Origin of the sequence: Stenotrophomonas sp. B1-1 (assembly GCF_010894375.1) — a bacterium.
Taxonomy (GTDB): domain Bacteria; phylum Pseudomonadota; class Gammaproteobacteria; order Xanthomonadales; family Xanthomonadaceae; genus Stenotrophomonas.
The window spans coordinates 1-19,685 of the sequence record NZ_JAAIUZ010000007.1 but is presented as its reverse complement, the minus strand read 5'-3'; the positions used below and the strand labels follow the sequence as shown (position 1 = coordinate 19,685).

Annotated in this window: 16 protein-coding genes and 2 pseudogenes; 1 reads left to right on the top strand and 17 read right to left on the bottom strand. The window is 60.4% G+C overall.

All coding sequences use genetic code 11. The annotated features are described in order from the left end of the window. Positions 1–841: 841 nt before the first annotated feature. The 14 genes and pseudogenes from G4G00_RS06030 to G4G00_RS21905 all read right to left on the bottom strand — a co-directional run. Positions 842–1,291 (bottom strand): BLUF domain-containing protein, encoded by a 450-nt coding sequence (locus G4G00_RS06030; RefSeq protein WP_164271872.1) that lies wholly within the window; start codon positions 1,289–1,291, stop codon positions 842–844. Between the two features lie 931 nt (positions 1,292–2,222). Then, on the bottom strand, positions 2,223–2,966 hold the full coding sequence (locus tag G4G00_RS06025; protein ID WP_164271870.1) for a hypothetical protein: 744 nt from the start codon (positions 2,964–2,966) through the stop codon (positions 2,223–2,225). A 219-nt stretch (positions 2,967–3,185) separates the two neighbouring features. After that, a complete protein-coding gene (locus G4G00_RS06020) occupies positions 3,186–5,093 on the bottom strand; it encodes a DUF927 domain-containing protein (protein ID WP_164271868.1) in 1,908 nt (635 codons plus the stop codon). A gap of 78 nt (positions 5,094–5,171) precedes the next feature. After that, the gene (locus G4G00_RS06015; RefSeq protein ID WP_164271866.1) at positions 5,172–6,005 is read right to left on the bottom strand and encodes a toprim domain-containing protein; all 834 of its coding nucleotides are present in this window, start codon (positions 6,003–6,005) and stop codon (positions 5,172–5,174) included. Further along, entirely contained in the window at positions 5,995–6,270 is a 276-nt protein-coding gene (locus tag G4G00_RS06010) for a hypothetical protein (RefSeq protein ID WP_164271865.1), read from the bottom strand. Before G4G00_RS06010 ends, G4G00_RS06015 begins: the two co-directional genes overlap by 11 nt. Further along, the gene (locus G4G00_RS06005) at positions 6,267–6,536 is read right to left on the bottom strand and encodes an ogr/Delta-like zinc finger family protein (RefSeq protein ID WP_164271864.1); all 270 of its coding nucleotides are present in this window, start codon (positions 6,534–6,536) and stop codon (positions 6,267–6,269) included. Before G4G00_RS06005 ends, G4G00_RS06010 begins: the two co-directional genes overlap by 4 nt. Beyond that, a complete protein-coding gene (locus tag G4G00_RS06000) occupies positions 6,533–6,736 on the bottom strand; it encodes a hypothetical protein (RefSeq protein WP_164271863.1) in 204 nt (67 codons plus the stop codon). The genes G4G00_RS06005 and G4G00_RS06000 overlap by 4 nt, the downstream gene beginning before the upstream one ends. A gap of 295 nt (positions 6,737–7,031) precedes the next feature. Then, complete coding sequence (locus G4G00_RS05995) at positions 7,032–7,310, bottom strand: ogr/Delta-like zinc finger family protein (RefSeq protein ID WP_164271861.1); 279 nt, start codon at positions 7,308–7,310, stop codon at positions 7,032–7,034. Positions 7,311–7,319: 9 nt separating this feature from the next. Next, positions 7,320–7,517, bottom strand: a complete 198-nt coding sequence (locus G4G00_RS05990) for a hypothetical protein (RefSeq protein ID WP_164271858.1) — start codon at positions 7,515–7,517, stop codon at positions 7,320–7,322. Then, on the bottom strand, positions 7,514–7,783 hold the full coding sequence (locus tag G4G00_RS05985; protein ID WP_164271854.1) for an AlpA family phage regulatory protein: 270 nt from the start codon (positions 7,781–7,783) through the stop codon (positions 7,514–7,516). The genes G4G00_RS05990 and G4G00_RS05985 overlap by 4 nt, the downstream gene beginning before the upstream one ends. 795 nt (positions 7,784–8,578) lie before the next feature. Then, positions 8,579–9,769: an integrase arm-type DNA-binding domain-containing protein gene (locus G4G00_RS05980; protein WP_164271851.1), complete on the bottom strand. Its 1,191-nt coding sequence runs from the start codon at positions 9,767–9,769 to the stop codon at positions 8,579–8,581. A gap of 787 nt (positions 9,770–10,556) precedes the next feature. After that, complete coding sequence (locus tag G4G00_RS05975) at positions 10,557–10,781, bottom strand: hypothetical protein (RefSeq protein ID WP_164271850.1); 225 nt, start codon at positions 10,779–10,781, stop codon at positions 10,557–10,559. A gap of 521 nt (positions 10,782–11,302) precedes the next feature. Then, positions 11,303–11,764, bottom strand: coding sequence for a hypothetical protein (locus G4G00_RS21805; RefSeq protein ID WP_205515524.1), 462 nt, complete (start codon positions 11,762–11,764; stop codon positions 11,303–11,305). 2,589 nt (positions 11,765–14,353) lie between these two features. Beyond that, positions 14,354–14,541, bottom strand: a pseudogene (locus tag G4G00_RS21905) (Presumed portal vertex protein); the annotation flags it as partial. Positions 14,542–15,145: 604 nt separating this feature from the next. On the opposite strand from G4G00_RS21905, the gene G4G00_RS05960 reads away from it, so the two are divergent. Next, positions 15,146–15,637, top strand: coding sequence for a hypothetical protein (locus tag G4G00_RS05960; protein WP_164271843.1), 492 nt, complete (start codon positions 15,146–15,148; stop codon positions 15,635–15,637). A 178-nt stretch (positions 15,638–15,815) separates the two neighbouring features. Here G4G00_RS05960 and G4G00_RS21900 read toward each other — a convergent pair. The 3 genes and pseudogenes from G4G00_RS21900 to G4G00_RS05945 form a co-directional block, all read right to left on the bottom strand. Further along, a pseudogene (locus G4G00_RS21900) lies at positions 15,816–16,014 on the bottom strand (DNA methyltransferase); the annotation flags it as partial. Positions 16,015–16,869: 855 nt separating this feature from the next. Beyond that, positions 16,870–17,880, bottom strand: a complete 1,011-nt coding sequence (locus tag G4G00_RS05950; protein ID WP_164271840.1) for a phage portal protein — start codon at positions 17,878–17,880, stop codon at positions 16,870–16,872. Continuing rightward, complete coding sequence (locus tag G4G00_RS05945) at positions 17,880–19,637, bottom strand: terminase ATPase subunit family protein (protein ID WP_164271837.1); 1,758 nt, start codon at positions 19,635–19,637, stop codon at positions 17,880–17,882. Before G4G00_RS05945 ends, G4G00_RS05950 begins: the two co-directional genes overlap by 1 nt. Positions 19,638–19,685: the final 48 nt, after the last annotated feature.

Below are 19,685 nucleotides of genomic sequence, written 5' to 3'. Positions count from 1 at the left end.
CGTTCTGTAACAAAAATGGTGTATCACACACCTCAGCAGCAGAAGCCTGACCTAGTTTTCTCGAACGCCTTGTGGCCCAACGCTCCTGCTGGAATTGACCCGCAGTTGCTGCCCAAATGTTCAGCGCCCATATTTGGCATTTATGTTTTTCGGTGTAACAAGTGTTACAGGTGTAACGCCCCTCAATTGTGTCAATATATTCAAAGAGTTAGAACACATGCCCGGCGATTGGGCATCGTGTATCGACGGTGTAACCGGTGTTACGCTTGACCTCAGGATCGGGCGCGCAACGTTGCAACTGGCTGGGACGCGATGGGTCATGCTGGTCCACCAGGCGCTAGCGCTTAGCTCACGCCCTTGATCGGAAGAACTGCGAATGAGGCGGCATCTGCCTGAGTCGTTCAGCGAAAGAAATGTTAAGCGGGGCGCCGCCAAGCTGATGAATAGTCACTTGGCCGAGGTTCACGGTCAGGACTCGTCCACCGGCACGGCGCTGCTCAGGCGCCCGAGTTGAGCGGCCATTTCGCCAGCGGTCGGATAGCCGGTTCAGCGAATTGGAACTGTCATGCAACCTCGTTCGACCGTGCCGGGCGGCCCTCGCTTAGAGCGCGAGCCGCCAGCAATGGCCGTAACGGCCCGCGCGTTCCCGCTCGCCACTGTCCCGATAGAGACATCCCGTTCGACTCAGGCAGTACTCGCGCGCGTCTGGATCCGCGCAATATGCGATGTACTCAAGAGATTGAGTCAGCATCGACAGAAACTGAGATGCCGGATACACCTTGGCCCATTCGGGGCGCCCCCTCACGGCGCCGCAGCAACTCATCGATTTCTGCGCGGGTAGTCATGCGGCGTTGGAATAAAGCACCACCGTCTGGTGGAGCAGATCCATCCCGGTCGCGTTGCTCTCGCCCGGAAGACTGCGCTGGGCGAAGCCTGTCCAGTCCGCGCGCACCAGCACCCTCAGCCGCTCCGATTCAACTGGAAGCCAGCGCATCGGCCAAAAAGGCAAACGCCGCTGACCGACAGTTCCTCTCAGCAGTTCCACGACCACAGAGTGGCTCGAGGCACCGAGGACCCGAGAGTACGCCACCCGAATCCCGTCGTCCGGCCCCTCCAGATACTGGAGGAATCTGGTGCCATCGAATAGTAGAACTCCCGTTACGCCGGCATCGAGATTGAAGCGCGCGGCGTCGTCCACGATCCGGTCGAGTTTGCTGCTGGCCAGGCCGAACTTATCGCCAGCCAGTCGTTTACCGGCCTCACTCATATACACAACGGCTCTGATGGGCATGGTGCACCTCCTTGCTGAATACTAACCGTAGCAGGGCCGGCGGTAGGGTTTAGTGACGTAGCCACACAATTGGACAATTAATTCAGTGGCGAGCCAAAGCAAATTGGGTAGGCAATCACATCGCGCAAGCACCCTCCGGCGCATCATGCCTAGAAACTATCGGTGCACAGCAATGCCAGATACAGGCCTTTTTTACGTACTTGATCTTGATGCAGCCCGCGACGACAGCGACTCTCTCCAACGCGTGAACGCCGTCACAGTCCGCTGTAACCATTGCAAGCACATCACCCATTCAAGGGTTCCTGAGTTGGAGACCATGCCGGGTGGCACCCTATTGACGTGCGCGGGATGTGGCGAGCGACAAGCCGTTAGCAACGCCCGGCTCGTGGAGTGTGACTACATCTTGGGCGCTGGGAGTCCACCTCCACAGGCCGCCTAACCCGACAGTGGCCGCTTGAGCTCGCCTCACCGTTCGCTATGCATCCGGCGCGAACCTGGTAGACCAGCCCTGAAATCACGCCTCTGCGCATATACTTCTCCATGATCGGCTTGAGACGATGCGGCCGTATTGGCGACGTCGGGCGCTCCACATAAGCCATACCGAAGGTCATGTAGTCCTGAGCAAGCTGGGCAAAGTCTGGCCGACTGAGCAATGGGTGCGGCACGAAAGTACGCACCAGCATATTGCGCTTGAAGGTCAGACCGCTGTGCAAGTAGGGATTGGATCGCGTGATTCTGGATAGATCCCCGAGGTTGATCGGCGGCTCAAAGTACGTATCGTTGGCATAGCAACGCAATAGGTCGAACACCCCCCGTGCATCAAGCACGGGGGTCGGTTCGTCAAAAGAGAAGACAGAAAGCGATGACGCCTGAGTCGCTGTGCTGAGCTCGGCGTGGTGGGAACGATCCCCTGCGAGACCATTGCTGCCGCTCACGACTGCAAGCCCAGCTTCTTGCGCAACTGCATCCGCCGAACCGGACTCGCGGCCAGTGCAGGATCGACACCGGCATGCGGCACCGCGCCCACGCCAATAGCCGAAGCGATGATGGCCTTGGCCGCATGGCTGCCGCCCCGAGATTTGATGTCGGCTAGCACTTTGCGCATGAAGTTGCTGGCCAGTTGATCCGGATCGATCTGCGACCGATAGGGCACGCCGCAATTGGCGTCATCCAGGTAAAGCTGATACGCGGCGGCAAGGCAATCTGCGCCTTCGTTTAGGAACTTCGCGTAGGTGCTGTCCTTAGCCAGAGCCACCAGGCCGTGGCGTACGCCGGAGGCGTCCGCGTGGCACTCAGCGACCCTCAATTCGAGGCGCTCACTGTCGGTTGCCAGCTCCTGAGCCATCACCTCATACTCCTCTACCAACGCAAGTGCGGATCGCTCGGCCGCGCGCAGCTTGTGAATGGCTCGCGTGATCTCGCCATTGCTCTCACGCAGCGCACTGGACCAGGCCGCCTTGGCCTGATCGGCCTCCCCCTGCGCTGCGCTCTGGAGTTGTTTCAGCTTGGCCACACGGTCATGCATAGCGTGCTTATCGTCGACCGCTTGGCGCAATGCAGTGCAGCGATCGTTGAACTTTTGACGCTGCTCCGCCGTCCGCGAGTCCGCTGCCGTTGGGGCTACTGTCGGCGCTGCGGTTTGAGTTGAGGTTTTCGTGGTGCTGGAATCGTCCATATCATTCTCCTGTTTTGGAAAGGACGGGCATCGACTGGTAGCGGATGCCGAAGGTGGCCAAGAGGCCAAAAGGGTTGAGGCGATGGAACGCCTGGCGGGTCCGGATCAGGGCTATTCAATCAAGTTCAAGTGGTAAGGAAGCGCGCTCGGGCAAGTGCTGTGCTGGATGCGGACGGACCGTTGTGTACGAGCTCGCCCGGCGCTGTAGCGCGTCGCCTGTCAGCCAACGCCATGGACCTTGCGGCTGTCGAAGACATACAGGCGCATCAAACCCAGCCCCGGCACACGCACCGGATGGGAAGCCTTGCCATCGGGGCTGGGCTTGAGCCATCCGGCGGTGATCAACTCGCGCGTGGCCTGACGAAGATCGAAGCCGGCGCACAGTTCTCGCTTGAGCGCCTCAGGCAGCACCAGGTACTCCGTGACGCCCACCTCGTCGAAACGACGGAAGCCGGCCCGATCCCGCACTGGCGGCGCTTCCTGCGCGTAGCGCAGCGGCTCCAGGCGGCTTTCTCCGTGTGCTTCAAAGAACGCGCGCACCCGGGAGAGCAGTGCATCGGTGTCCGCGCTGCCGGACCCACCGCGACGTTGCAGCCAGCCCTGGAAGCATGCGGCGACGCCCCTCGTAGCCTCACCCTTGGGCCAGCCTGTCAGACGCTGGTCGCACGTGCTGGCCAACTCCCCGGCAAAGGCCACAATGGCAAAGCGCTCGGCGACACGGCGCACCTCGCCAGACGCATCGTCCGGCACATAGGATGCAAGGAAACTATCGGTGGACTCACGTAGTTGTGTCGTCAGTGCCGGGCTGTCTTGCCGCGTCAGGTAGGACATCCACAGCGGCCACGCCGCGCCGTAGCTGCGAGCGGCTGCGTCCTTGAGCAGTGCGGACAGAGCCGCGCCATCGCTGGCGTCATGAAGCCGCTCAAACAGGCCATGACCGTCTTCAACCTCCGCCGGCACGTCGGCCAGTCGGACGGCCTGGCCCGCACGCGCCTGCTTGCCCGCTTCGGCCATATGCTGCGCCAGACCCACTTCACCGGCAGACAGGATCAGGACTCGCCAGCGCGATGCAGCACGGGCTTCACCGGCGCGGTTGGCTCGGCTCTTGCCGTTACCATTGGCCAACAGATACGCCGCATCACCGGCTTGCTTGGGATCGATCTGGGCCAACTCGTCCAAGATCAGGGTGGCGTCGTTGTGCAGCACCGCTACGCCCTCCAGACCGTTGGCAGTACTGCGCCATTCACGGGCATATTCGGGCGGACCGACGACGCTGGCGGCAACGCGCAGCGCGGTACTCTTGCCGCTGCTACTTCCGCCCACCAGGTGGAAGCCACCGCCCGTAGCGCCAGTGAAGTGCAGCAGCGGTCCTGCGAACATCGCCGACACCGCCAGCAGCAAGCGCGAATTGCCCTGGCATCGCGTGGCCACGTCGCGCCGCCAGTCATCCAGCGAGCCGACTGATGCGTAGTGATGCTGCAATCCACCGCTGTGCTGATAGACCAACTGCTCGTCACCGGCGCCGTAGCTTTCGCCGTTAGGCAGCACATAGCGTCCGTCATGCCAGCCCGGCACCGCCACGTTGCGGGCGCGCGCATCAATGCGTTCTTGAATGATGTACGCCAGCAGGCGTTGCATGGTGTTGCGATGGGCCGACATTTCCACGCCACCGGCTGCCAACTGGCGGACGAACTCGCGCGGATCGCCCACCAGCATCTCCGCTGGCGCCGCCCAGCGATGGTGGTGGCCATCGGCATCGGTCCAGGTCAGCAGCCGGCCCCACTCTTCACTCTGGCTGTTACGCGTCTTGGCCTCGACCTTGAGCGGTGAGCAGACAAATGCCGGCTCGGCCAGGTCGCCATCTTCGGTGGTACCGATGTAGAACACACCGCCTTCGCTCAAGCGGTAGTGTGGGACTGCGCCCTTGTCAGTGCCTTGGCCGCGGCTCGGCTTGTCTTTGACTTTTGCCTTTGCAGCCGGCGCGGGCGACGTCGCCGTCACGGTGGCTGTCGCTGAGGGGCTACGCTCCTCAGGCTGGACTGCCTGGGCGATGCGTGATCGCACCGCATCGTGGCCAGCCCTACGACTGGCGTCATTGAAATCGACGGATTCAGGAGTATTTTTCACGCACGGGGCTCCATTGCCACGCCAGCGCCAAGCGCTTGGGGACAGGATGAACAGAAGGGGGATCGGTGGATTGAGCGGTCAGCTCGAGCAGTGCAATGGCGGCGGTGTCACGACCACCCCGCCTACGGCCTCGGCGGCACGCTGTGCGTTGGCAACGCCAGGATTGATGCCGGTTCGCACGGCGGTGGCCATATCATCGTCGGCGCATAGCACAAGCCGCGCGTGCGGAAACTTATTGCGCAGCACCCGCGCTACCGGTTCCAGATTGCCCGCATCAAAGGCCACGGCCGTGGGATAGCCGGTGGCCTCGAAGATGCTGGCCGCCGTGGCAAAGCCCTCGGCGATGCACAGCACCTCCTGCACCTCGCGGCCGACCGAGTAGTACAACCCGCGCTTGCGGCCGCCTGCCAAGAAGCGCTTGGTGCCATCGAGGGCGATGGTCTGCAGACTCCACAGCCGGCCCCGCTCATCGCGCAGCGGGATCAGTAGATGGTCGCCGTCCTGGCGGATGCCGTGCGTGCCGATAGCCTTGGTCACCAGATAGGGGTGATCAGCGCGTGCCGGCGCAGACCGCTGCCAACGCTGCACGGCCTGCACCTTTGCTTGACCCTGAACTTGATGACGGGCGGCCTGCTGCAGCCGCTGGGCGCGCTCAACCTGTGCGCGCAATGCCTGTAGTTCAGCCGGTGATAGCGCTTGCTCGTCAATGCCAATCCACCGCTCGCTTGCGCCGGTCTTCCAATTGCCGAAGGCGCCGGCCAGGGGCGGCCCTGGATGGAGCACATACCAGCCGCTGAGCTGACCTGACCGATCGCCCTGAGTGGGCACGCGGTGCAGGCGCCCATCGGCAAGCACCCGCGTGACACGCAGGCCGGCACAGGAGAGCGCGTGAGCAAAGGCATCAATGCGCATCGTGGGTACCTCCAACGTCCCGGCTGTAGATGGAGTTGGCCAACACGCCCAGCAGGTCCTCGCGCATGTAGTGTGCGCAGGAGGCCACCGCATCGAACGAGAGCGCAGTGCTTTCACCTACGCCTTCGCCGACACTTTCCAGGAGCATCAACGCAGAGCAAGCACGCTCGATGCGGTGATAGTCCTCTTCGCTGATCCAGTAGCCCAGGTCGGGGGCAGCGAGCGCCTGCGGGAGTGGGTGTGGTGCCAGATGCATGGTGTTCATGCGGCATCTCCCGCGCCGGTGCCTGCCGACTTGTGTCGCCGCCCGGGCGCTCGCTGGCGTACAGGCAGGCTGACATCGCTACTTGGGCAGGCGCTCGGCGAGAGCGTGCGCACGATCTGCGTCACGGCAGTGAATGTATGGCCGCACAGCACGTTATTGCATTGGACTGCCGATTCGCGCTTGAGCTTGGACTGCATGACGCTGGTGCGAACATAGGCAACGCAGTTGCAATGCGGGCAGCGCAGAAAGGCACGAGTACGGCTCATGCGCGGCCCTCCTGGGCGGTGGCGGCCACACGAACGAGCATGCCCAGCGTCAATTCATCAACGGGCAGGCCCAGATCGCGCAAACGGGCTTGCAGGGCGATCCACTCCTCGTGCGACCACCGGGTGGTATGCATGATATCGGACAGGCAGCGGGCAAGGTCGAGCGAAAAGCGCGTGGAAGCGCTTGCGGGCATCTTCATGCAGGGACTCCGTGTATTGATTGGAGACCGCCGCTTCGAGACCAATCGAAGGTGGCGGACGGTACGGGTTGGTCTACCGGACACACGGAACCGGCGGGGTTGAAGCCCCCCACGCACCGCCCGCCATAAAGCTTGGCAGGCATACGCCCACGTCGATGCAGGCAACAAAAAAGCGCCAAGCATGGGCTGATGGGCGCTGTTGCGCCGTATGTATTCGGGAGACCAATCCCGGTCGCCGATTTGGCGGCGACGGGAGAATCCTGCACGGCCTGCAGTGCGCTTGTCAAGTGCGCGCTCATTCGAAATTCGCTCCTGGACTAGAGCTTTCCGGTTCCGACATGCGCGTCCGAAGCGCACGATTCTCCTCATGCGAATTGGTCGGCAGGCAGATCTCGCCGCTCGCGCATGCGCTCGGGGAAATAGTGCAAACGATCTCGGTATATGCTTCGAATTGATGACCGCAGGCAGCGTTGCGGCATGTCAGCGTTGAAAGCCGCAGCAGGGGGCTCTCCGAACGGCTGGTGCGCACAACGGCCTGGGCGCTGCAGTGTGGACACGACAGTGATCCGCTCATGCCTGTACCTCAGCAGTCGGTCAGCGTGATACCGGGGCCGCGCAGCACCTCGATACTGCCCGAGTGCTCGGAGCGCTGGCGGGTCAGATGCAATGCCAAGTTCGGCTGATTCACGGCGGTGTGCAGATGCTGTGCCAGGAACTTGGCCTCCTGCGGCGTCAAGTGGAAGCGTTGATTGGAGACAACCAGGCAAATCAGGTCTTTCATCGGGAGGCTCGCTTGTTGTTGGCGGGGATCTGGGCGGCGATCCACGCATCCACGTCCGACTCTAGCCAGACGGTGACGCGTGGGGACAAGGGGAACGATCGAGGGAACTGGCCACGGTCCATCAGCCAGTACAGGTGCGAGCGCGAGACGCCGGTGCGGCTAAGCACCTCAGGCCTGCGCAAGAAGCGCTCGGGGCGCGCGGCCTCAGCCTGCGAGTGATCCGCTGATCGACTAGATGGGGCCGAGGTATTGGGGGAATCAAGCATGTGACGCGTTGCGGTGCTGACGTTGGGTCAACTACCGCCCTGTGTTGTGGGCTTGATTAGAGGCTAGAGGCCAGCGCACACGAACTCACGCGGCGCGCTGTGTAGGACGTTGTTCTACAAACGCCGATCAGACGCGGTTGGACGCTGCAGGACGGCCAGCCCCACTGCAGCCGGCTAAGCGCCAAGCATCAATGACCAAGTCATGGGAGGGATTGGATTCGCCGCGCGTTCTGGGAATGCCGGCGTTCGACGAAGCCAGATCCCGAGGCGGCAGCCGCGACATCGCCAGTAGGCCGCCGCTGGCGGCCTACTGCGCAGAACAGCGGCGGTTCTTCACGCTGCTCGAGGGGTACTAAACACGGCGTCGGTAAAACGCTGGGGTGGGAATGACGGCGGTGGCCAGTCGCAAGGCGCGCTGCTGAACGCTCAGGGAGGAGACAAGGGGCGTGCAGGCCGCCAGCACAGCGACGGGGATGCGGTCCACGACTGCACATTCAACTCCCACCACGGGGGTACGCACGAGCCGCGCAGGGCGATGATTATCGGTCCGTCCTGGATGCCACGAGGGGGCGTGTAAGCACTACTCGTCCGCTCGCCTTGCCCTCCAAGCGCGTCCTATATGGTTCACACCTTCACTTGCTGTAACACCGGTTACACCATGTAACACCAAGCCAATCAGTCACGCCTATCGACGCAACCTGTTGATATAAAATAGATATCGCGACTGCGTTACACCTGTAACACCCGTTACACCGAAAAACAGTTAGTCAGAAATGAGAACCGCAGGAAAGAGCATCAGCAGGAGAGTCTGAGAGTATCCAGATAGTCCGCCCATGCCTGCATCATCTTTGCACGCTCGGCCAGGTGCGCCGTACGGTTATACGCACGACCGTTTGGATCACGTACCGCGTGTGCAAGCTGGTGTTCGATGTAGTCCGGGCGGAAGCCGAGCACCTCATCCAAGACGGTACGCGCCATCGCGCGGAAGCCGTGGCCAGTCATGGTGTCCGAGTCAAAGCCCAGCCGGCGCAGTGCCCCATTGACGGTGTTCTCACTCATTGGACGGCCCTTACCAAGCATGCTGGGAAAGACGTAGGGACCGCGTCCGGTCAGTGGTTCTAGTTCGCGCAGGATCGCCACTGCCTGGACTGCCAGCGGGACAATGTGAGGCTGACCGGTCTTAGTAGCGATGAAGCGCCACTGCCCTGCATCAAGATCGATGTCAGCCCAACGCGCCTGGCGCAATTCGCCTGGGCGAACGAATACCAGTGGAGCAAGACGCAGGGCAGCCCTCACGACCGGAGAGCCCTGGTATCCATGCATGGCGCGTAGCAGACCTCCCACAAGAGGCGGATCGGTGATGCTGGCGAAGTGCTGCGACTCAGGAGAGGCAAGAGCGCCTTTCAAATCCTCAGCGGGATTGCGCTCAGCACGTCCTGTAGCAATGGCATAGCGAAAGACCAGGCTAGCCAGCATCCGGGCCCGATGTGCCGTCTCTACTGCACCCCTCGCCTCAATCTTTCGAAGCGGTTCCAATAGTTCGCGCGCAGATATAGCCGCCACAGGACGACCACCAATGATGGGGTTCAGATCCTTCTCGATCAGCCGTCGCTCACGCTTTACCGAGCCAGCAGAGAGCTTCTTGGCCCTCATCGCCAAGTGCTCAGCAGCAATGGCCTCAAACGTATTGGTAGTGCTATCCAGCGTTGCAACCTTGTGGGCCTTACGCTGCTCGCCAGGATCGATGCCATCTGCCAACAATCTACGACCGGCCGCATGGCGTTCGCGGGCAGCGGCCAGACTCACTTCAGGGTACGTACCAAAAGAAAGCGTATTGCGCTTTCCGGTGACGGGGCGGCGGTAATCCCAGCGCCACCACCTAGCACCATCCGGCCGCAGCAGCAGATACAAGCCGCCACCATCACGAAGCTTCTGGACGGTGGCGGTAGGTTTGGCCTTACGGATTGCGGTATCGGTTAAAGGCATAGAGGCGGTAACTGGCAACAAAGGCACAGAGGTTACCGCCAATGCTACCGCCAGGAAAACTAGGATTTGACTGGACGCTATAGGGCGCCATAGGACTCAAGAGTCGCATAAGTGATTGATATAAATGAACTTATAGGACTACATAGGACCATATAAAACGCTGCAATGGTGGGCCCACCAGGATTCGAACCTGGAACCAAGGGATTATGAGGCCCACGCTATTTCTCTATACATCAACCACTTAGGCCACGCATTTCTCCCGGCACGGGCTCGTGAAACCGTTGGTATCCTTAGCTCATTTCAAAAATATTCCCGGCGGATTCGGCCAAGCACCCGCACTATCTGACAAGATGATGCAGGCCTGCAGGAAATGGGAGTCCGAGGACAGCAGGTGTGTCGGCCGGACCAGGGCGCTCACGGGCGCGCCAATACTGTGGTATTGCTGCCTAGTGGCCAGCCCCGGCCTGCGCTCGCCTAAGAGCTTCGCCAGTCGCCGCAGACGGCGGCCTAACAACACCGTGCCAGTCACATAGCCGGGCGGGTCTAGGGCGTTGGGCGCCACCCTGAAGGCCCTACGCCTCCCCGCCTTAGTGGTTTAAGCCCGGTGCTAAAGTGATAGCGTTCCTTGAGCGCGTTCGTGCATATGCCTATGTTGCGCGTCAGCCCGGCCGTCATCGATTCGAACACCTTCTACTGCCACCTCGGTGTCAAGTGCTCACACTTGGGGCTCCCCAGACACGGAGACATACGCCATGCCACTTGGTGTAAATCCCTACAATCCAACGAATCAAACATACAGCCCAAAGAGCGCAGATAGCCCGAAACGGCAGATCAGCGAAGGTTCCCTTGCCAAGAAGATTGATAAAGTAGGGAACAGTTGCACTTGGTTCTCGGCCCCGAAGCCGCAGCAGTCGACCAGCACATCTAGAACAATCAGCTCAAGTAGCTGTTCCAGCGCCCCGATCGCGAAGGCTTCGCCCAAACCTGTCTCTGCCTCGAATCCTCGAGACACCAGGACTTCGTGGTTCAACGCCAGGCCCGAGCAACCGATCAACACTGAAACGGGACGGAAATACGATTCACACCACCAGTGGGCGCAGTAAATAACAGCTGCGACTCCCCCCGTGAACGAGCTCGTTCACGGGGACTCTATTGGGCGGTGGCGAAGCCAAAACCGAGGTGCCAGTCGGCAGTTGCACAGAAATTAAGACTGGCTCGTCTTGGCCGGCAAATTTCGCGCGGCTCATTTGGTTCGCAGGTCTCAAGGCGCTACGCTCGTCCGGCTCCCGACGGTTTGAAATGATTCGCCTGCCTGTCAGCATGCGCATTCAACCCAGCTAGCCATGCATGCATCGGCTCCAACTCCACCCATACCCACACCAGAGCGGCATCTTGGATCGAACCAACCCATCACTGCTTTGCGGCACGATGTCCACCAGCTGCGCTGGGATACGCAAGGTGGCGAGCATGTCATCACGGGCACGCTCTTGATGCCCGTGAACTCATCCTTGGCCGTCACCTCTCTGGCTGGGTTCAGCTGCAGGTCTTCCCTCTTACCTTCGGGGAACGCAGGCCCTGGTTTTTGAAGTCGCCCAAACCACGCGCTGATTTGAGTGCCCGCAACGTGGACATATCGGTTTGAGAGCCCTGGGCGTGAGACAGATACAGGATGAAGCCGGCGCGGAGCCATTGTTGTAGTATTTGCGCCGAAACAGCGTGGCGGGTCGTTAACAGGCGCTGACTGCACCGCCGGCATCCATTCGGGCAAGCCATAGATCTCCGGACCATATCGGCCTCGCGCAGGTGGATCACGCTGCCTAGCATGAACGCGCGCTCAACCTGGCCGACTCGGATCTGGAAGAACTTCCTCTCCTTTACCGCCCGACGCATGTACTGCGCCAGCGGTACCGATAAGCCGATGAGCTTGCGGGAGACTGGCCGCCGGCAATGCGGGTAGCCCATTCCGAAGGTGAAAAGATCCAGCGCATTCTGCACGAATTGCGCCCGGCCGAGCAGCGGGTGACTAATCGGAGCCTGGCGTCTAGTAGAAGTCGGCGGGCCGGGCAATGACCAGCAGCATTCCGCTTGCCTGCACCTGGGCTTCGGCCACGTGCGGGCTGCAGGCGTGAGTGAACATGTGGCGCCGAAAGTAGAACCGTGGTGCCGGCTTCGCTATATAGGCACATTTTTGGAGACCCTCGGGAAATTGGTTACCTTGGTTTCCACAGCTTTTCCACAGGACAAAATTATTTATATTCAATCACTTACATAAATATTCTCATTGTTACTATCGGGTTACATTTTGGTTACCGGTAACCAAAACTGCCTTGTTACCAAGCCCTATTCGTCGCCTATGCAATTCAATGATTTACGCCAGGTAACCAAGACGGTAACCCAAAGTAACTTGACTTCGGTTACCAATCGTCCCTTGTGCCGCAAGGGTTTCGGGGCATTTTTGAGCCTGGTAACCAAAGTAACCGGATCCCCGAGGGACTCCAAAAAATCTGGCCCGTTGCCAGCGGCCAGCAGTGCCTCCTGAGAGCCTCGCGATCGACGCTCGCTGCAGAAATCTGCAGGGGTATTAGGTCTGCCAGGGCACCCCGAAGATCCAGCAGCGGCGGGCTTTGGGCCGCTGTTGCAGGCATGCAGAAAAAGAGGGATATGAAGCGGGCAGGCGTGGCGGGGAGACGAGTGCGCGCGGCAGGCATGGAACGTTGGCCTGGGCGCTTGAAGTACCCGAACATCTCCTCAAAAATGAGGAGATGTTCGACCGACCCGCCACCAAGTCGCCGCCCCACTCCTGGATCCATCCGTGCTCGCGGTCACGCTTACGCAACTTCGATGGGGTATCGTTTTGATACCCCATCGTTCATCCCCATTTGCAGCCACCTCCCACAGAGCGCTCCTAGATGCAGTTGATGCCGTTCCCTCTCGATAGCTGTGCCATCCGCGCCATCGATATAGATAGGCAACCGTGGTTTGTCGGGAAAGATGTTGCTCTGGCACTGGGGTACAGCAACGCCAATCAGGCGATGAACCAGCATGCCGTGGGGTGGTGAAACACCACCCCACCGTCGATACCCTAGGTAGCGACCAGCAGGTCCGGATTCTGTCGGAGCCGGACGTATGCCGCCTGATCATCCCAAGCCATCGTCCCGAGGCGCAGCGATCTGAGGCTTCGCTCTTCGAAGAGGTGCTTCCTATTCTTCGGCGAACGGGCCGATACGGCCACGCAAGGCAAGTGGGATGAGGCAGCTCATCGTACGCGTGTGAGGCTACAGCGGGAGCTCGACGACGGTGGGCTACTACCAGCAATCAGGGACGCCATCCACAACAGCTGCGCCAGGTGTCAGTTCACTCGGCTGACCTACGCTGGAACTCGCCAGCCTTACCTCAGTCGGCCCCGGAGAGTCTATCCGCGAGGCCTTTTGGCCCGCGCTCTCAATGGCCGATAGGAACCTTAACCACTCAAAGAACCCCGAGAAGATCGCTGTACGCCTTTGATCTCAGGCACGCCACGCTTCCGACCGCCTGAACGTAGGTCCAAGGTTTCCGCTCCTCGACGTCAGCAGCCGATAGACGACACAGCTGCACCCGCTCGTTTATCGTAGATTTGCGAGCACTTTCGATCATATTCGATAGATGAGCCGGCCGCAGTAGCGTCTACGAGCCCCTCGCCCACGTGGCGAGCACCCCCGAATGCAGTCGTTGGCAACGGGTTATGGCTGTACGAAGCAAAGAGGATGCGTTGCGGACGCGGGTTCGAGTCCCGCCAGCTCCACCACTTGGTTAACTGGAATAGGGTATCCAGCTGATGGGGCTGTATTGGTTGCGACGTGGCGAGCAATCAATGTGGACAGCCCGAGAGGCGACCGACGTAATCGGCGCAAAAAAACTAATCGCCAACTTTGACGATTATTATCAGGCACAAGCAGCCTGATTCACGCAAGCGCACGTGATTACCGAACGCGCATACACCCCGCTGGCAACAGCGGGGTGTTTTTTCTTGCGGCTCCAAGCACAGTACGGTCTGGCTGGAGAAGCGTCCACGCTGCGGGAGGCCGTCGCACGCCTTGTCCCACACCGCCACACCGCATTACGTGAGGCCGGCACAATGCAGCGTGCCGATGGTCATCCGCAGCTGTAGCAGTCGTAAACAGCAATAGCGGCGCACCGTCCCGTAGGACGCGATGGCGCACAAGTTGGGTGGGAAGGTACTATCAGCCTGTAAGCGCTCACAAACGAAGAAGCTCCCTGACGTAGACGTGGGCATTGTTCTATCCGAGAAGAGCGGTGCGCTAGCGGTCCCTACTCAATAATGAGACTGCTGCCAAGCAAACACCTTCCGATGTTCACCTGAACCCTGCCTGCTGCTTCTCCACGTCATCCAATTGCGACCAATGCAAATAGCGACCATCGGCCGACGGGACTTCCTCCAGAACCGGCGCCTCGTAGGGGCCGCCCTTGACGCCGCCGACAAGCCCAACAACGCCACCGTCCTGCCTGGCAGCCCATCCCAGCACGCTAGTCGATAGAGGCAGTGGCGATCACGCGTTCCGCGACAGATCAAGGCGTGTACCACAGCTATGCCCCGGCAGTCCCAAGATCAAACGCGATGAAGGTGACCGCCTCCTCGCCGATGCTTTCGTTGATGCCTTGCAGCCGAGCCTGTAGCGGCACAGCTCCATCCCCGCCCAGACCAACGCCGCTTCGCGAATAGACCCGAACCCGCCGCTGCTCTGCGGCACGATACTTAGAAGCTGCGGCGGGAGAGGAGTGCCCGCCGTGACAGGGAAGATCCGCAACCAGCCCGATCGCATCGCGATACTGCGCTCTCGAATTACGCCGAAAATCTTCAAGCCCCCGCGCAGCGATCAACGAGAGAATGTAAGGTTCACACCTCCATCCATGCCTAATCCATCCATAGTGTCCCCCATCCCGTCCGTTGCCCCTTACTCACTCCAATCTGGATCCCGAGCATATGCGGACCCGACTGGCGAACGCTCTGTTGCACAAGGTCCTGGCCGCCCCAGCGTTTGTAATGCGCCCATGCCGGCACCCACTCAGAGCGCGTCTGACGCCAGACCGAGGCCGCCAGGAGCATTCCTTAGCTCATATGAGAGCGCTAACAGCGCCGACCGTAGCGGGGGGATTGCGAGCTATCACGTTGGCGCCGGCGACAAGTACGACGCGTACATGGAGGCAAAACAAGGAATTCGAGCCCGTGGACTCTCTGAACTGCAGTCGGCCGACGCAGACCTCTATCACGACACAACAGTTGCAATTCGACTTGCTCATAGGCTTACCCAGCTAGCAGTATCCACACTAAGCAGTGGAAACACAGATCAACTTTCTCTGATCTGCGGGAATCATTACGTGCCCCAAGCACTTGCAGAAGAAGCCATAAGTGGATTCACGCGTATAAGTAACCATCTGGATGGTATGCGCAGAGGTGGCGACGGCCGTGAGCAGCTCGTGTTCCTCCGCAGAGATGACAAGTCATCCCCCTCCGTGGGAGAAGCAGCGCCCACTGATCCGCATAAGCGGATTTTCCTGTCACCTTGCTTTGACCGGTCGAGCATTATCCAGAAGGCACTCACCCTCATCCATGAGTCTTCTCACATTGCTCTCGGAACGGAAGACGAGCACTACTTTGGCCAAGGCTATTTCCGATACGATGTCATCGAAGACGCGCAATTGATGCGCGAAGAGATCAAGGCGCATGCCTCGTCACTATCACCTAGTGAAGCAAGAAAGCAATTTCTTGTGAACGCGGACTCTTGGGCATTCCTGGCCGCGCTAATCGGGTTCGATGTCTCTCCCGAAAAAATGCTCAAAGTGGCCGATCAGGAACGATTGAACCAGTAGCTCAATTATTGGCAGATGGGAGAAGCCCGGTCAGGCACCAATAAAGACTGCAGACAACCACGCGTTCTTGCGTAATGGCGTGAGCTAACGAAGAGCGCGGGGCAAGCAGGGCATTGCCACGAGGAAGCCGCCCGAGGGAGCTGCTTGCTGGGCGTTGTTGTGTGGATGGATATGAGTTGGAGAGGCGCGATCTGGCTACGCCAACGTAGTGTCCGATCATTTGGATGCCCGTCCACTTATTACCCTCGGCATTTGCGGCCACCAGGGTGGTGCCAGAGCCGGCGAAAGGATCGGGGAAGCGGCCGCCCTACTCGCAAATGCGCAAGCTGGCGCATGAGATTGGTCGCCTTCCCGGCTAGGTGGTGCTTGTCGGTTCTTTGAAATTACTTGCAAACCCTTCCGACCGCTTCCACAACACCTTCTACACTGGTGCCCAGCGAAAACTCATCACCCTTAATTGCAATATCCAACTGCTCCTCCAAATCGAAAATAACATCTGGAAAATCCTTATCATCAAGGCCGTGTTCAGCAAGGCTTTTTGCCCCATTAACATCGGATTGCTAGAGCTCTGCACGAGCCGCCACAACCTTGATTACTGCTGATCTCACCTGTTCAGGACTGGGGCATGCTTGGGAGTCAAATGGGATAGCTGAAAATGCGATTGCTAAGGCACCTAATGCCGTCACGATAGTCTTCATTTGATAACCCCGGTTTGTGATTTGAGCCTAGGCTTCGATTCGCTAGGCGCTCCTAGGCTCGCAACCAAACCGTGAGAGAGGCGTGAGAAAAGACCGTCACCACAGTTGGATTTTTCGGCTGGCGCTCATCCCGTCTCTTCGCCTGACCCAGTTCGCCCCGTTGGCGCTGGAACGTCTGACCTTCGGGATGGCCTGAGTGCACTACCAGCGCTCGGTCACCGGCAGGTGATGGCCTGTCACTCTTCCAGTTCCGGACGGGACGGGAATCACGAGCAACCATATGACGCCTCTCCCATTGACAAGCGTCGCTTCGTATTCTCAGCGCAGTTTTTAAAGTCATCGCCACAACTGGTCTGAGCTGGAGCGGCAAAGGTAGGAATGCGGACGAGCTACACGTCTAAGCCCACGAAGGAGTTCTATTCGCTAGAAAACCTGGCTCCTATCCTCCGAATGAGCCTCGATCGCCGAATGTGAAGACTGCCTCGCAGGTAGGCGAGCCCCCTCGCTCAGGACGAATGCTCAATTGCGAGCGGACTAAGCAGCCGCAGCCAGCTCGAATGGCTCGAAGCCGATCGCCTCCACGCCCAGCCACTCGTTGATCGCGGTCATGCGCGTCTGCAGCGGAGCCAGCTCCATTGCTGACCACACCAATGCCGCTTCGCGGATAGACCCAAACCCGCCACTGTTCTGCGGCACGATACCCAGCAACTGCGGCGGGATACGCAGCGATGCCAGCATGTCATCTCGGGTAACCTCTTTGATTCCGGTGAATTCGTCCTTGGCCGCCACCTCGCTGACCGGGATCAGCTTCAAGCCGTCCTTGCTGCCGTTGGGCGAGTGGACGAACAGATTCTTGAAATTGCCTGGCCCACGGGATTGGCGCAACGCCTCACGCAAGGCAGCGACATCACCGGCCTCGGTCTGAGGATCGGTCAGGTGCAGGATGAACCCAGCGTGCGATCCGTTGTTGTAGTACTTGCGCCGAAACAGCGTGGCCGATTCGTTCAGCAGCGCCGCCTGGACCGCCGGCATCCATTCGGGCAGCCCGTAAATCTCCTGATCAGGGCATTGCTCTCGCAGCTGGAAAACCTCGCTGTGCGGGAACTCGTGTTCGACCTGGCCGGCGCGCACCTGGAAGAACTCGCCCTCCTCCACGCCTCGGCGCATGTACTGCGCCAGCGGCACGGTCAGGCTGTGCGCCTTTCCAGCAAGGGACCGGCGGCGTTCGAGGTAGGCGGTGCCGAAGGTCACATAGTCCAGCGCCAGCTGCCCAAATGCCTCTCGGCTAAGCAACCTGTTGGGCTTGAAGGTGCGCACCAGCATGTTGCGCTTGAACGTCAGACCGGTCTGCAGGTATGGGTTGGCGCGCGTGGTTCGCGACAGTCCTGATAGGTCGACCGGCGGCTCATAAAAGCGGCCATTCCTTCCGCACTCCAGGTAGTCATAGATCCCGCGCGAATCCAGCACCGGGGTGGGCTCGCCAAAGGTGAAGACCTCCACCCCGCCTGTGGGCAGCTGTGCGGTGGGATCAGGCGTGTCATTCATCAAAAAATCTCCATGGAGCCGCGTGCGGCCATGACGCCTTCGAGCGGCTCGTTCTGCAGCGCGTGCATGAGGGCCCAAGCGAGGTCAGCATGGCCGGTGGTACGCGAGCGGCCAGCGGTGTAGGTCACCTGGCGCCCGCTGGGAGTCAGTGTTTTCTGGATGGCCATCAGCGATTGGGTCAGGTCCGTCCAGCCAGCGTCGTACTGCAGCCGTTCGTTCTTGATCACATCAAAGGCCTTGAGCACCAGGCGGGTCTTCACCTCGGGCGAATAGTTAAATACCGTCACGCCGGGGAAGAACTGGCGCACCAGCTGCGCCACCCCGGTGCCCATGCCGGTGCCATCGATGCCGATATAGGTGACCCAGTAGCGCAGTGTGATCTTGTGGATGAACGCGGCCTGGGCCGCAAAGTCCATACCCTTGAACTGATGGCGCTCCAGCACTCGGAACGTGCCGCCGGGTGTGGTTGGCGGGGCCACGACGACGATGCCGGCGCTATCGCCGGACTCGGCCGGATCGTAGCCAATCCACACCGCGCGATCACCGTAAGGGCGCGCAGCCAGCGGGCGGTAGTCCTCGCACCACTCCACCCAGCTGTCCACCTGGCAGGGCTGGAGCATCGCCAGCGGGAAGATGCTGGCGCTGTCGTCGACGAACTCGCACATCAGCAGGTTGGCGAATTCCTCGGCGCTGTAGTCGCGGCGCAGTTCTTCGATATCGAACAGATCACATCCGCGGCCGGCCGCGTCCAGCACCGTAACGATCTGCCGCCAGATGGCATCCTCACAACGCCGCCCGCCCTGCAGGCGGTCATGACTGACATCCAGGTGGATCTGTTGAGAGACCGGCCGGCCCTTGTTGAACCGCTCGCCGGTCCAGAAGTCGTAGGCCTCGTGCGCCATGGTTGAGGGCGTGCTGAAGTAGGTCTTGCGCCACTTTTTGTGCATCGCCATGCCGCTGGCGACCTTGTTCAGCTGATTGAACCCGTACGTCCAGAAGAATTCGTCGAAGTAGAAGTTGCCGTGATAGCCCTGGGCGGTGCGGGCGTTGGTGCCCAGGAAAAACAGTTCGGCGCCGTTGGCCAGGGTGATCGGGTCACCGGTCAGGTCGCGATCCAACACCTCGCGCACAAAGCCGCGCATGTAGCCCAGGAAGATGTGCGCCTGGCTCTTGGAGGCGCTGAGGAAGATTTGGTTGCGGCCGGTGGTCAGCGCATCGAGCAACGCCTCACGGGCAAAGTAGTAGGTGGCACCGATCTGGCGCGATTTGAGGATGATGCGCGTGCGCTCACTGCCGGAGCGCAGCCAATCGCGCTGGTAGTCGAAACAGCCGTCCACGAAGGCCGTCTGCAGACGCTCGATCTCTTCCTCGCTGAACTCGTTCTTGCGCGTCTTCTTCTTCGGCGCAGCGTTGCGGTTTGCCACCGCCGGGTTCAGGTCGGACTCGCTGCCGCCACCCTGGTAGCGCTGGATCCGCGCCTGGCGCTCGAGCTGACGGTGGAGCAGGTCGATTTCCTTGAAGTCGCCGCCGGTCTTCTCCTGCTTGTGGATCAGGATGCACAGGCGCGCTTCCAGCGCTCCGCCGATGCGTTCCACAGTGTCGGCGCGGTCCCAGTCGTCACGCGCCTTCCAGCTGTGTACGGTTTTGTCCTTCTCCCCGATCAGGGAGGCGATGTCACACACGCGCCAGCCCATCCAGTACAGCAGCTGGGCTTGGCGGCGGGGATCGACATGAAGCTTTTCGAAGACGTTCTGCACCTGGGCAGATTGGACGGGCTTGCGCGCGCGCGATATCGGCGCTCCCTG

Excerpts from the sequence above, each read along its gene's own strand:
- G4G00_RS06030 (WP_164271872.1), bottom strand. The coding sequence starts at position 1,291 with ATGCCCATCAGAGCCGTTGTGTATATGAGTGAGGCCGGTAAACGACTG.
- G4G00_RS06025 (WP_164271870.1), bottom strand. The coding sequence starts at position 2,966 with ATGGACGATTCCAGCACCACGAAAACCTCAACTCAAACCGCAGCGCCG.
- G4G00_RS06015 (WP_164271866.1), bottom strand. The coding sequence starts at position 6,005 with ATGCGCATTGATGCCTTTGCTCACGCGCTCTCCTGTGCCGGCCTGCGT.
- G4G00_RS06010 (WP_164271865.1), bottom strand. The coding sequence starts at position 6,270 with ATGAACACCATGCATCTGGCACCACACCCACTCCCGCAGGCGCTCGCT.
- G4G00_RS06005 (WP_164271864.1), bottom strand. The coding sequence starts at position 6,536 with ATGAGCCGTACTCGTGCCTTTCTGCGCTGCCCGCATTGCAACTGCGTT.
- G4G00_RS06000 (WP_164271863.1), bottom strand. The coding sequence starts at position 6,736 with ATGAAGATGCCCGCAAGCGCTTCCACGCGCTTTTCGCTCGACCTTGCC.
- G4G00_RS05995 (WP_164271861.1), bottom strand. The coding sequence starts at position 7,310 with ATGAGCGGATCACTGTCGTGTCCACACTGCAGCGCCCAGGCCGTTGTG.
- G4G00_RS05990 (WP_164271858.1), bottom strand. The coding sequence starts at position 7,517 with ATGAAAGACCTGATTTGCCTGGTTGTCTCCAATCAACGCTTCCACTTG.
- G4G00_RS05985 (WP_164271854.1), bottom strand. The coding sequence starts at position 7,783 with ATGCTTGATTCCCCCAATACCTCGGCCCCATCTAGTCGATCAGCGGAT.
- G4G00_RS05980 (WP_164271851.1), bottom strand. The coding sequence starts at position 9,769 with ATGCCTTTAACCGATACCGCAATCCGTAAGGCCAAACCTACCGCCACC.
- G4G00_RS05950 (WP_164271840.1), bottom strand. The coding sequence starts at position 17,880 with ATGAATGACACGCCTGATCCCACCGCACAGCTGCCCACAGGCGGGGTG.